Here is an 11,159-nt window from a genome sequence, read left to right on the forward strand (position 1 = left end):
GTGCGGGCCCCGGCGGACTGGTCCCTCCCGATCGGTGCCGGCGTCCCACACCCCGCTGGCTGGTCAGCCAGATAGGGTCGATCCCATGGCTGACATCAAGGGCAAGAGCGCCCTCATCACCGGTGGTGCCTCGGGACTCGGCGAGGCCACGACGCGCAGGCTGCACGCCGACGGCGCGTTCGTCACGATCGCCGACATCCAGGACGAGAAGGGCGAGGCGCTGGTCGCCGAGCTGGGCGAGCGGGCGGTCTTCGTCAAGACCGACGTGACGGACGAGGACGCCGTCAAGGCCGCCGTCGCCGCCGCCGTGCAGCAGGCGCCGCTGCGGGCCACCGTCAACTGCGCCGGGACCGGCTGGCCGCAGCAGATCTTCCACCACAAGAAGGGCCCGCACCCCATGCAGCCCTTCGAGACGGTCCTGCGGATCAACCTCTTCGGCACGTTCAACTCGCTGCGGTTCTCCGCCGAGGCGATGTCCGAGAACGAGCCCGACGACGAGGGCGAGCGCGGCGTGCTGGTCAATACCGCGTCGGTCGCCGCCTACGAGGGCCAGATCGGCCAGGCCGCGTACTCGGCGTCCAAGGGCGCGATCGTCGGGATGACCCTGCCGGTCGCCCGCGACCTGGCCCGCTACGGCATCCGCAACGTGACGATCGCGCCGGGCCTGTTCGACACCCCGCTGCTCGGCGCGCTGCCCGAGGAGGCCCGCGCGTCCCTCGGCGCCCAGGTGCCGTTCCCAGCCCGCCTCGGCCGCCCGTCCGAGTACGCCGACCTGGCGGCCTACATCATCAGCCAGCCGGTGCTCAACGGCGAGACGATCCGCCTGGACGGCGCGATCCGGATGGCGCCGAAGTAGGGATCAGCCGAAGGCGCGCTCCAGCGCCTGCACGACCCGCTCCCCCGCGCGCCCGTCCCCGAAGACCTCGGGGCGCCCGGCGGGGAGCGGCACGGCGAGGGCCTGGACGGCGGCCTCCGCGTTGAGGTCGACCAGCGTGTTCCACCCGGTCTGGACCGTCTCGCCCCACTCCGTCGTGTCGCGCAGCGTGACGCAGCGGACGCCGGCGAGGTACGCCTCCTTCTGCACGCCGCCCGAGTCCGTCAGCACCGCCTCGGCGCCGACGAGCAGCGTCGCGAAGTCCAGGGGGCCCGCCGAGTCGACGATGCGGACGCCCGGGGCGCCGCGCAGGCGATCGTCCTCGCCGTGCTCCCGCAGTCGCGCGGCGGTCCGGGGGTGCAGCGGGAGGACGAGCGGCCGCTCGGGGCTCGCGGCGGCGACGAGCACGTCGACGAGCAGGGCCAGCCGGTCGGCCGTGTCGACATTGCCCGCGCGGTGCGTCGTGGCCAGCAGGTAGCCGCCGGGCGTCAGGTCGCGCTCGGCCAGCCACTCCCCCGCGCGCTCCCGGGCCCGCGGATGCACGGCCAGGGTCACGTCGGTCATCACGTCGCCGACGTCGACGGCCAGGTCCGCCAGGCCCTCGCGCTCCAGGTTGCGGGTGGCCGTCGGGGTCGGGACGAGCAGCAGCTGCGACAGGTGGTCGGTGACGACGCGGTTGCGCTCCTCGGGCATCCGGCGGTCGAACGAGCGCATCCCCGCCTCGACGTGCGCGATCGGGATCCCCAGGTCGGCGGCGACGAGGGCGCCGGCGAGCGTCGTGTTCGTGTCCCCGTAGACGAGGAGCGCGTCGACCGGGCCCTGCTCGCGCGCGGCGACGACCAGGCCCTCGAGCTCCGCGATCATCCGGGCCGTCTGCGCCAGGTTGCTGCCGCCGCCGAGCCGCAGCTCGTGGTCGGGGGCCGGCAGGTCGAGCTCGCGGAAGAAGACGGCCGACAGCGCGTCGTCGTGGTGCTGGCCCGTGTGGATCAGCACCTCGTCGTGCCGCGCCCGCAGCGGACGGGAGACCGCGGCGGCCTTGACGAACTGCGGCCGGTTGCCGACGACGGTGACGATGCGCATCGCCCGGATCCTGACACGGTCGTCTTAGAAGAAGACCTCCGCCAGCTCCAGCAGCCGCAGGTCGACGCCCTTGACGCCGACCACGTCGGCCAGCGGGATCGGCTCGATCTCGGCGCCGCGCAGCGCGACCATCGTGCCGAAGGCGCCCGCCAGGACGGTCTCGGCGGCGGCCACGCCGTAGCGGGTGGCGAGCACGCGGTCGGTGGCCGTCGGGGTCCCGCCGCGCTGGATGTGCCCGAGGACGACGACCCGGGTCTCGTAGCCCGTGGCGGCCTCGAGCTCGGCGGCGAGCGCGCCGCCGATGCCGCCGAGCCGCTCGTAGCCGTACTCGTCGGTCTCCGCGTTGGCGACGATCTTCGTGCTGCGTCCGTCCTCGAAGGCCAGCCGGGCGCCCTCGGAGACGACGATGATCGAGAAGTCCTTCCCGCGGTCGTGCCGCTGGCGGATCGTCGCGGCGATCCGCTCGACCGGCACGTCGACCTCGGGCACCAGGACCCCGTCCGCGCCCCCGGCGATCCCGGCGGTCACGGCGATCCACCCGGCGTTGCGGCCCATGACCTCGACGACCATCACCCGGTCGTGCGACTGCGCGGTCGAGTGCAGCCGGTCGATCGCCTCGGTCGCGACGTGCACCGCGGTGTCGAACCCGAACGTGCGGTCGGTGCCGACGATGTCGTTGTCGATCGTCTTGGGCACCCCCACGACCGGCAGACCGAGCTCGTCGTGCAGCTGTCGGGTGATCTCCATCGTGTGCTCCCCGCCGATCGCGATCACCGCGTCGACGTCGCCGCGACCCAGCGCCTCGCGGACCAGCCGCGGCCCGTCGTCGTGGCGGAAGGGGTCGTAGCTCGAGGTCGAGAGGATCGTGCCGCCCAGCGGCAGCAGCCCCGACAGCGCCTCGTGGTCCAGGGGGCGGTGGTCCCGGTGGGCGAGGCCCCGGTAGCCGCGCAGCAGGCCGACCGGCTCGTGCCCCTCCCGCAGGAGCTTGCGCCCGGCCGCGCGGATGACGGCGTTGAGTCCGGGACAGTCGCCGCCGGCGGTGAGGATCCCGATGCGCATGCGCCGACCCTACGGCCGGCGCGAGGTCCCCGGGCAGGCCGGACGTCGCACGCACCCGCCGTTCGGGTCGCCCCGGTGGACGGTCCGCCCCGCCGGTCCCAGCCGGGATCCGCGGACGGTCGGCGTCGGGACCACCCGGAGTTCGGTCGACACGGGCTCAGACGGGCGCGCCGCGGTTGATCGGCGCGTCGTCGGCCTGGACGCGCACCCAGTCGTCGATCTTGCCGTCCTCCACGTGGAGGGCGACGGCGACCGGGGCGCCCGCCCCGTCGCACGGCGCCTCGCCGGCCTTGTCCGTGAGCTTCAGGGTCAGGACGACGTAGCCGCCCTCCGCCCCGCCGACGCTGACGGGCGTCGCGCCGCACGGCAGGCTCCCGGCGACCGCGACGCGGGCGGCGCGGTTCTTCACGAGCAGCACGTCGAAGTTCGAGAAGCGCGCGCCGTCGGCCATCAGGCCCGCGGCCTTCTCGTCCTGGCCCCGCCGGACGAGGTCGAACCACTGCTCGGCGACCTTCCGGTCCCCGGCGTCCGCCGGGTCCGTGGCGGTCTGCGGAACCTCGCGCAGCGGCGGCAGGTCCGGGAACGCCCGGCGCTCGGCGCGGAGCTCGTCGGCGCTCGGGGCGGGGATCGTCGTCGACGGCGCGGTGGTCGACGGGGCCTGCTGCGTCGTGGTCGGCGTGGTCGTCGTCGCCGAGGCGGAGGGCGACGGATCGTCGCCGCCGCAGCCGGCCAGGACGGCGCCGGCGCCCAGGAGCGCAACGAGCGTGCCGGTGCGGAGGCGGAGGGGGCGCGCGCGGACCATGTCCCAGAACCTACGCCCGCCCCGGCCGCGCGGATGCCGCCGTCGAGGCGGTCGCGCCGGGCGGAGGGCCCGGGCCCCCCGCGCTACAGCCCGAGGTCGCGGACCCCGAGCTCGTCGAAGCCGACGTGGTGGGCGAGCTCGTGGCGGACCGTGATGGTCACCTGCTCGCGCAGCAGGTCGGCGTCGTGGCCGAAGTCCCGGCGCAGGGTGTCGCGGAAGATCATGATGCGGTCGGAGTGCTCGTCCCGGGTGGCGCCGTCGCCCATGTACAGCCCGTAGGCGCCGTGCCGGCGACCGTCGTCGGAGATGACCACGGCGACGTTCGTGTCCAGGACGCCGATCAGCAGGTCCGGCAGGTCGTCGAGCGCGTCCCGGACGAGCTCGGCGAAGTCGGTGTCGTCGTAGGGGTCCTTCGCCATGAACTCGCCCTCGTCGGGCTCGACGGCCAGACCCTGCTCCGCGAGGTACTCCGTCCGGGCGACCACGCGCTCGAACTCCTCGTCCGTCTCGGGCTCGCGGTAGTCCGACAGGCGCCCGACGATGAGCGCCAGGACGCCGACGATCACGCCGATCACCGTGCCGACGACGCCGATCTTCTGGACCGCCGCGACGAGGGGCTCGCTCGTCCAGCCGCCCATCAGCAGATAGGTCAGCGTCGACGCCAGGCAGACGCCCACCGCGGCGACGACGAGAGGCGTGCGAACGGTCATCAGGCCACTGTACGCGAGGGCCGGTCCGGCAGGGCCGGGACGGGGATCGCGGCCCCGACGCCCGTCGAAGGGCCCCGGCGGCCGGCCCGCGCGGGCCGGGACACGACGTCCACGTCCGTGGTCCCCGCGGCCCGGCCGTCGCCGCTCAACCGACCATCGAGCGCGCGATGACGACGCGCTGGATCTCGTTCGCGCCCTCGTAGATCTGGGTGATCTTCGCGTCGCGCATGAAGCGCTCCATCGGGTAGTCCTTGACGAAGCCGTAGCCGCCGAGGATCTGGAGCATGTCGACGGTCACCGCCATCGCCGTCTCGGACGCGAAGAGCTTCGCCATCGAGCTCCACTTCCCGAAGCCCTCGCCCTGGCCGGTGCGGTCGGCCATGGCGCAGGCCTTGTAGAGCAGCTCGCGGGCCGCGGCGGTGCGCGTCTCGGCGTCGGCGAGCTTCCACTGCAGGCCCTGGAACGACGAGATCGGCTTGCCGAACGCGATGCGCTCCTTCGAGTACGCCGCGGCGTAGTCGATCGACGCCTGGGCGATGCCGACGGCCTGCGCGGCGGCGCCGAGACGCGTGCGCTCGAGCGTGCCCAGCGCGACGGACATGCCGCGGCCGACCTCGCCGACGACGTTCTCGTGCGGCACCCGGACGTCCTCGAAGACCGGCGACCCGGTGGGCGAGCTGCGGATGCCCATCTTGTGCTCGAGCGGCCCGTAGGAGAATCCCTCGCGCTCCTTCTCGACGACGAACGCGGTGATCCGCCCGGTCTCGTCGTCGGTCTTGGCGAAGACGACGTAGAAGTCGGCCACCGACGTGTTCGTGATCCAGTTCTTGGAGCCGTTGATGACCCACTCGTCGCCGTCGCGGACCGCGCGGGTCTTCATCGACGCGGGGTCGGAGCCGGCCTCGGGCTCCGACAGCGCGAACGCCGCGATGTTCTCGCCGGTGGCGACCTTCGGCAGGAACCGCTGCTTCAGCTCGTCCGAGCCGAACAGGCGGATCGGCAGCGACCCGAGCTCCTGGACCATGAGGATGAGGGCGGCGGAGGCGTCGACCTTGGCGATCTCCTCCACCGCCATCTGCAGCATGAGCGTCCCCATGTGGGTGCCGCCGTACTCCTCGGGAACCGCCAGGCCGAGGATGTCCTGCTCGCCCAGCAGCGTCTTGACGTCCCAGCCGTACTCGGCCTTCTCGTCCCGCTCGGCCGCCCCGGGAGCGATCTTGTCGCGGCTGATCTCACGGATCGCGTCGCGGAACTCGATGAGCTCCTCGGGGATGTCGTAGAGCTCGGATCCGAGAACGGGCATGCACCGATCCTACGACCCGGGCGGTCCCGACCCGGTGTGGCGGGGCCTCACGGCGCCCTGCCGGGTCTGGGCCCGGGCCCCCGCGCCGCGGTGGGGGTCCGTGCCCCGCCGATCAGGCCAGGCAGGCGGCGCAGACGCCCGAGACGACCACCGACGCGGACTCGACCGCATGGCCGGCGGACTCCGCGGCACGGCGCGCGGCGGCACGGCCGGCGCTGGTGTCGAGGTCGTAGAGCTGCCCGCAGCGCACGCACGTGAAGTGGTCGTGCGGGGTGGGGTCGGTGTCGTAGCGCGCGGCGCCGGGCACGGCGACGCGGCGGACGACGCCCAGCTCGGCGAAGAGCTCGAGGGTCGAGTAGACCGTCGGCAGGGCCAGCCCGGGCAGCGTGGCGGAGGCCTCGCGCAGCAGGGCCTCGGCGGTGAGGTGCCGGTGCTCCGCGGCGATCAGCCGGTGCAGCGCCAGCCGCTGCGGCGTGACGCGCAACCCGGCACCACGGAGACGCCCGACGAGGTCGGCGTCCACGTCGGTGGGGGTCGGGGCGGTGCTCATACCGGCATTCTACGCGTGCCGCGCGACGCACGGGCCGTCCGTCCTGCGCCCGGCCGCCGGGCGCCGCCGGCCCGGCGCGGTACCGTGCCCGGGATGCCCTCCCCCGTGTTCGACCAGCCCGGCCTCGAGGTCGACGTCGACCAGCTCGCGCCCGAGCTGGAGCGCGGATCCGTCGTCCTCGTCGACGTCCGCGAGCCCTACGAGTGGGACGCCGGCCGGATCGACGGCGCGGTCCACCTGCCCCTGTCCGAGCTCAGCGCCCGCGCCGGCGAGCTCGACCGCGACGCGACCCTCGTGGTCCAGTGCCGCATCGGCGGCCGCTCCGCCGTCGCGGCCCAGGCGCTGCGCCAGGCGGGCTACGACGCGTGGTCGCTGCGGGGCGGGATCCTCGCCTGGGACGCGTCCGGGAGGCCGCTCTCCCCGGACGGCGGCGTCGTGGCGGACCACTGAGCGCCGAGGCCGCCGCGCTCGCCGCCCGCGCGGCGCGGTACCCCTTCGCGCAGCCCGCCGCGTCCTACGTCTTCACCCGCCGGGGGCCGCTCCCCCTCGTCGCCCCTCGGACGCCCTGGGGCCCCGGGACGCTCCTGCGCGACGGCGACCGCACCTGCACGTGGCGCGCACTGCAGGACGAGCTCGGTGTGGAGCCCGGCCCGCGGACCGCGGTGCTCGGCTACGGCTCCAACCCGTCCCCGGAGACCCTGGCGCGCAAGCTCCGCGACCTCCCGGCGGGCCCGGTCGCCGTGCCGGTGCTCGAGCTGGCGGTGCACGACCTCGACGCGGTGTGGTCAGCCCACGTGCACGCCGGCTACGTCCCGGCGACCGTCGCCCGCTCCCCCGGCACGGTCCTGCGGGCGTGGGTGCTCCTGCTGCGCCCGGACGAGCTCGACGTCGTCAACGCGAGCGAGAGCCTCGGACGCAACTACGTGCTGGGTCGGCTCGGCGGGGTCCGCGCGTGCTTCGCGGACGGCTCGCGCTGCCCCGAGCTGCTGAGCTACGTCTCGATGCACGGCGCGCTGGCGCCGGACGGCGAGCCCCTGGCGGTCGGCCCGGTGCGCGCGGACGGCCGCACGCTCGACGCCCTCGACGAGCCGGCCGTCCTGGAGCGCGCCCGCCGACTGGCCGCACCGGACGCCGAGGCGGTCGCGTTCGCCGAGGGACTCGCGGGCGACCCCGCCACGGCCGCCGCCTGCACCGCGGCGCTCTCCCCGACGGCGGTCCCGTTCGACTGGCCGGGCTGGACGCCGCTGGTCCCCGGCCCCTGATCCCGGCGGGGTCGCGGCGTCGTGCGCTCAGCGCCGCCGGGCGGCGGGGCCCGAGCGCAGGTCGCAGGCGGCGCTGCAGATCCGGACGACCTCGTCCAGGTCGTCCGTGCACGTCACGAGGTCCTCGTCGCCCGGCGAGATCAGGCCCTCGGCCAGGACGCGCTCGCGGATCCAGTCCACCAGCCCGCCCCAGTACGCGGTCCCCACCAGGACGACGGGATAGCGACGGATCTTCTTCGTCTGCACGAGGCAGAGCACCTCGAAGAGCTCGTCGAGCGTGCCGAACCCGCCGGGCATGGCCACGAACGCGTCGGAGTACCGGACGAACGAGACCTTCCGCGTGAAGAAGTAGTGGAACGGCACGGGGAGGTCGACGTACGGGTTGGCGCCGGTCTCGAACGGCAGGTCGATGAGCAGGCCGATCGACCCGGACCCGCCCTCGTGCGCGCCCCGGTTGGCCGCCTCCATGATCCCGGGGCCGCCACCCGTCAGGACGCAGGCGCCGGCCTCCGTCGCCAGCCGTCGGGCGAGCGTGCGGGCCAGCTCGTACTCCGGGGTCCCCTCGCCGATCCGGGCGGAGCCGAAGATCGTGATGCCGCGGCGGACGTCGGCGAGCGTCCGGAAGGCCATCTCGAGCTCGGCGGCGATCCGGTCGATGCGCTGCGGGTCGGTGAGCTCGGTCTCGACGGCGGCCCACTCGGCGCTGAGCAGCTCCTCGTCGGCGGACCCGGGACGGCGGACGGGATCGGTCACCGGCTCGACTCTAACGCCCGCCCGGCCCACCCCGGACGGGTCCCCCGCGGGCGGCCTCCGCGGCCGTCGTTCAGGGCGCCAGGACGCCCGCGAGCACGGCGAGGGCCACCGCCGCGCGGTCCCGCAGGGTGCCGGCGTCGAGGTGCTCGTCGACGGCGTGCGCGCCCCCGCCCAGCGGCCCGAGACCGTCGATCGCCACGCGGGTCCACGAGGCCAGGTGGCTGGCGTCCGACGCGCCGCCGCGGCCCGACGCGACGATCGGTCGTCCGAGCAGCTCTCCGGCGCGGGCCAGGACCGGCGCGGCGGCCTCGCGGTGGTCCATCCCCGGCCAGACGCGGCTGAAGCGGGCCTCGAGCGCGACGTCGAACTTCTCGTTCGGGATGCTCGCGAGGACCTGCTCGAGCGCGTCGATCTCCCCGGCCCGCACGTCGACGATCAGCTCGCCGTCGTCCGGGACGACGTTCAGCGCGGTGCCGCTGCGCATCATCGTCGGGACGACGCTCAGCTCCTGTCGGCCCCGCGGGTCGTGCACGGCGGTGAGGTCGAGGGCCACCCGCGCCAGGGCCGCCAGCGCGTTGCGCCCGTCGTCGGGACGGGAGCCCGCGTGGGCGGAGCGGCCCGCCGCACGGACGACGATCGCCGCGGCGGCCTTGCGCCGCACCACGACGGCCTCGTCGCCGTCGGCCGTCCGCTCACCGCCCTCGAAGCAGAGGCAGGCGTCCCAGCCGTCGAAGCGGGGGCCGTGGACGAACTCCTCCGTCCGCCACTCCTCGTCCGCGACGAGCAGCAGCACGACCTCCGAGAACAGCTCGCGCGCGCCCGGGACCGTGGCCGCAGCGTTCAGGACCCCGACCGCCAGCGCGTCGCCGCCCTTCATGTCGAACGTGCCCGGGCCGGTCCAGCGGTCGCCGTCGCGCTCCAGCGGGCGATGCCGGTCGTGGGGGATCACCGTGTCGAGGTGGCCGAGCAGCACGATCCGGGCGCTCCCGGTGCCCCGCACCCGGACGAGCAGGTCCGGTGCGCTGCCGGTCGTCGAGCAGGGGATCCGCTCGATCTCGGCGTCCGCGGGCACGGCGGCCGCGACGAGCTCGACGCACCGCTCGAGACCGGGGTGGTCGCCCGACGGCGAGGAGACCGCGACGAGCGGCTCGATCAACGCCATGGCGTCGGCGGCGACGGCGTCCGCGGCGGCCAGGAGCGCCGCGACGGTGGGGTCCTCGACGGGGGCGGCCATGCCGTCACCTTCGCACGGGCGGTCCGCCGGGCGCCGTGCCGCGGGCGGTAGCGCGGCGGGCCGTCCCGCCGCGGGCGATCGTGCCGCGGGCGGGCCGACCGCTCAGGGGCGCAGGCGCAGGGTGTGGGTGCCGCGGGGGACCGTGAGGCGGATCCGGCGACCGCCGAGGACCGCTCCGGGGACCGCGACCTTCGCCCCCGCGGAGCGCACCCGGGCGGCGGCCCGCGGCGCGGCGCCGTCGAGCGTGAGCACCGGTGCCCGTCCCCGACCGGCGGCAGCGCCCTTCGCCACGCCGTTCCAGAGCTCCACGACGCCCGCGCCGCGGGTCACGACCGTCAGCGTCGTGCCGTCGTACCCGTGGGAGACCACCCGGGGGGCGGCGGCGACCAGTCGCGGTCGGCCGAGGTCCGTCGCGAGCGCGCCGTCGGGCTGCAGCGCCCCGCTGGGCTGCAGGACGCCCCAGCCGTAGTCCTTCGACGGGTGCTGCTTCCAGACCCAGACGATGCCGCCGGTCAGCGTGCGGTCCTGGTCGCCCAGCCCGGCCTGGCGGTAGGACTCCCACGGACCGCCGCGCGCCCCGGCGAACTCGCCGACCACGGCGGCCGCACCGAACCCCCGGGCCCGGGAGACCACGCCGTCGTAGGCGGCGCGCAGGCGGGCACCGGTCCCGGCGTCGGGGGCCCGGTCGTAGACGTCGTCGTAGACGTGCGGCGCGTAGACCAGGTCGTCGTCGCCGCTGAACCGCGCGACGCCGGTGCCGGTGCTGTCGAACCAGATCGGGGCCGTGGACCCGGCGGCGCGCAGGCGGGTGATCAGCGTCTTGTACATCGGCCACAGCTCGCGCGCGGCCCAGCCCTCGGGCAGGTTCGGCTCCGGGCTGCGCGGCTCGTTGTAGAGCTCGATGCCGGCGTAGGCCGGACCGAGCTCCTTCCCCGTCGCGGCGACGGCCTCGACGGCCTCGGCGTAGTGCGTCTGCAACGGCTTGCCGGCGACGACGCGGTTCTTCCACAGCGCGCTCGCGGCGGTCGCGGCGCAGGCCGTCTGGTAGTAGCCCCCGAAGCCCAGCGCGCCGCCCAGCCGCGAGTCGCACGAGGCGCTGCCGGTGTCGACGGCCCACTTCGGCGCCCCGTCGGCCTCGGTGTCCAGCGGCTGACCGAGGTTTGCGGCGTAGCGGTCGTGGTGCATGTCCAGCAGCACGTAGATGCCGCGGTTCGCGAAGACCCGGGCGGCCCGCTCGACGTCGGCGAGATACGCCTGGTCGATGATCCCGGGCGCGGGCTGGACCTTCGACCACGAGACGCCGAGGCGCACGACGTTCAGCCCCAGGGCCGCGGCCTGCGCGCCGTCGGCCGGGGTGACGCCGACGACGGAGTGGACGCCGCCGTAGTCCAGGAGGCCGATGACGTTGGCGCCGCGGAGCACGACCCGGCGGCCCGAGGCCGTCCGCAGCGTGCGCTCGCCACCGGGGTCGACGCGGACCCGCAGGGCGTCCCGCCGCCCGATGACGCCGGGGGCGTCGGCCCGGGCGGCCG

General features: G+C 75.2%; 12 protein-coding genes. 3 read left to right on the plus strand and 9 right to left on the minus strand.

Annotated features, from left to right (window positions below):
• The first annotated feature begins 85 nt into the window (after positions 1-85).
• Entirely contained in the window at positions 86-856 is a 771-nt protein-coding gene (locus Q7T67_RS06725) for an SDR family NAD(P)-dependent oxidoreductase (RefSeq protein WP_304787304.1), read from the plus strand.
• A 3-nt stretch (positions 857-859) separates the two neighbouring features.
• Here the strand turns inward: Q7T67_RS06725 and wecB are convergent, their stop codons facing one another.
• The 6 genes from wecB to Q7T67_RS06755 all read right to left on the minus strand — a co-directional run bounded on the left by wecB (position 860) and on the right by Q7T67_RS06755 (position 6,378).
• The gene (gene wecB / locus Q7T67_RS06730; protein ID WP_370695367.1) at positions 860-1,963 is read right to left on the minus strand and encodes a non-hydrolyzing UDP-N-acetylglucosamine 2-epimerase; all 1,104 of its coding nucleotides are present in this window, start codon (positions 1,961-1,963) and stop codon (positions 860-862) included.
• A gap of 15 nt (positions 1,964-1,978) precedes the next feature.
• On the minus strand, positions 1,979-3,013 hold the full coding sequence (locus tag Q7T67_RS06735; RefSeq protein ID WP_304787307.1) for a 6-phosphofructokinase: 1,035 nt from the start codon (positions 3,011-3,013) through the stop codon (positions 1,979-1,981).
• 157 nt (positions 3,014-3,170) lie between these two features.
• Positions 3,171-3,815: a hypothetical protein gene (locus tag Q7T67_RS06740; RefSeq protein ID WP_304787309.1), complete on the minus strand. Its 645-nt coding sequence runs from the start codon at positions 3,813-3,815 to the stop codon at positions 3,171-3,173.
• An 83-nt stretch (positions 3,816-3,898) separates the two neighbouring features.
• Complete coding sequence (locus Q7T67_RS06745; protein WP_304787311.1) at positions 3,899-4,525, minus strand: metallopeptidase family protein; 627 nt, start codon at positions 4,523-4,525, stop codon at positions 3,899-3,901.
• A gap of 145 nt (positions 4,526-4,670) precedes the next feature.
• On the minus strand, positions 4,671-5,828 hold the full coding sequence (locus Q7T67_RS06750) for an acyl-CoA dehydrogenase family protein (protein WP_304787314.1): 1,158 nt from the start codon (positions 5,826-5,828) through the stop codon (positions 4,671-4,673).
• A 112-nt stretch (positions 5,829-5,940) separates the two neighbouring features.
• Positions 5,941-6,378 (minus strand): Fur family transcriptional regulator, encoded by a 438-nt coding sequence (locus tag Q7T67_RS06755; protein WP_304787316.1) that lies wholly within the window; start codon positions 6,376-6,378, stop codon positions 5,941-5,943.
• Positions 6,379-6,471: 93 nt separating this feature from the next.
• Here Q7T67_RS06755 and Q7T67_RS06760 point away from each other — a divergent pair, with 93 nt between their 5' ends.
• Together Q7T67_RS06760 and Q7T67_RS06765 are read left to right on the plus strand one after the other, a co-directional pair.
• The gene (locus Q7T67_RS06760; protein WP_304787318.1) at positions 6,472-6,828 is read left to right on the plus strand and encodes a rhodanese-like domain-containing protein; all 357 of its coding nucleotides are present in this window, start codon (positions 6,472-6,474) and stop codon (positions 6,826-6,828) included.
• Positions 6,744-7,640 carry a hypothetical protein gene (locus Q7T67_RS06765; RefSeq protein WP_304787320.1) on the plus strand — a complete coding sequence of 299 codons (897 nt, stop codon included), beginning with the start codon at positions 6,744-6,746 and terminating at the stop codon, positions 7,638-7,640. The genes Q7T67_RS06760 and Q7T67_RS06765 overlap by 85 nt, the downstream gene beginning before the upstream one ends.
• A 27-nt stretch (positions 7,641-7,667) precedes the next feature.
• On the opposite strand, the gene Q7T67_RS06770 is transcribed toward Q7T67_RS06765, so the two are convergent.
• The 3 genes from Q7T67_RS06770 to Q7T67_RS06780 form a co-directional block, all read right to left on the minus strand.
• Complete coding sequence (locus tag Q7T67_RS06770; RefSeq protein ID WP_304787322.1) at positions 7,668-8,393, minus strand: TIGR00730 family Rossman fold protein; 726 nt, start codon at positions 8,391-8,393, stop codon at positions 7,668-7,670.
• A gap of 70 nt (positions 8,394-8,463) precedes the next feature.
• Positions 8,464-9,627, minus strand: coding sequence for a M20/M25/M40 family metallo-hydrolase (locus Q7T67_RS06775; RefSeq protein WP_304787325.1), 1,164 nt, complete (start codon positions 9,625-9,627; stop codon positions 8,464-8,466).
• 102 nt (positions 9,628-9,729) lie between these two features.
• Positions 9,730-11,159 (minus strand): glycoside hydrolase family 5 protein (locus Q7T67_RS06780; RefSeq protein ID WP_304787326.1); only part of this gene is annotated, 1,430 nt, incomplete at its 5' end.

The sequence above is a fragment of the Patulibacter sp. genome, from assembly GCF_030655195.1.
GTDB lineage: Bacteria > Actinomycetota > Thermoleophilia > Solirubrobacterales > Solirubrobacteraceae > Patulibacter.

Coding starts and splice junctions, on each gene's coding strand:
- Q7T67_RS06735 (WP_304787307.1), bottom strand. CDS start 3,013: ATGCGCATCGGGATCCTCACCGCCGGCGGCGACTGTCCCGGACTCAAC.
- Q7T67_RS06740 (WP_304787309.1), bottom strand. CDS start 3,815: ATGGTCCGCGCGCGCCCCCTCCGCCTCCGCACCGGCACGCTCGTTGCG.
- Q7T67_RS06725 (WP_304787304.1), top strand. CDS start 86: ATGGCTGACATCAAGGGCAAGAGCGCCCTCATCACCGGTGGTGCCTCG.
- Q7T67_RS06760 (WP_304787318.1), top strand. CDS start 6,472: ATGCCCTCCCCCGTGTTCGACCAGCCCGGCCTCGAGGTCGACGTCGAC.
- Q7T67_RS06745 (WP_304787311.1), bottom strand. CDS start 4,525: ATGACCGTTCGCACGCCTCTCGTCGTCGCCGCGGTGGGCGTCTGCCTG.
- Q7T67_RS06775 (WP_304787325.1), bottom strand. CDS start 9,627: ATGGCCGCCCCCGTCGAGGACCCCACCGTCGCGGCGCTCCTGGCCGCC.
- Q7T67_RS06750 (WP_304787314.1), bottom strand. CDS start 5,828: ATGCCCGTTCTCGGATCCGAGCTCTACGACATCCCCGAGGAGCTCATC.
- Q7T67_RS06755 (WP_304787316.1), bottom strand. CDS start 6,378: ATGAGCACCGCCCCGACCCCCACCGACGTGGACGCCGACCTCGTCGGG.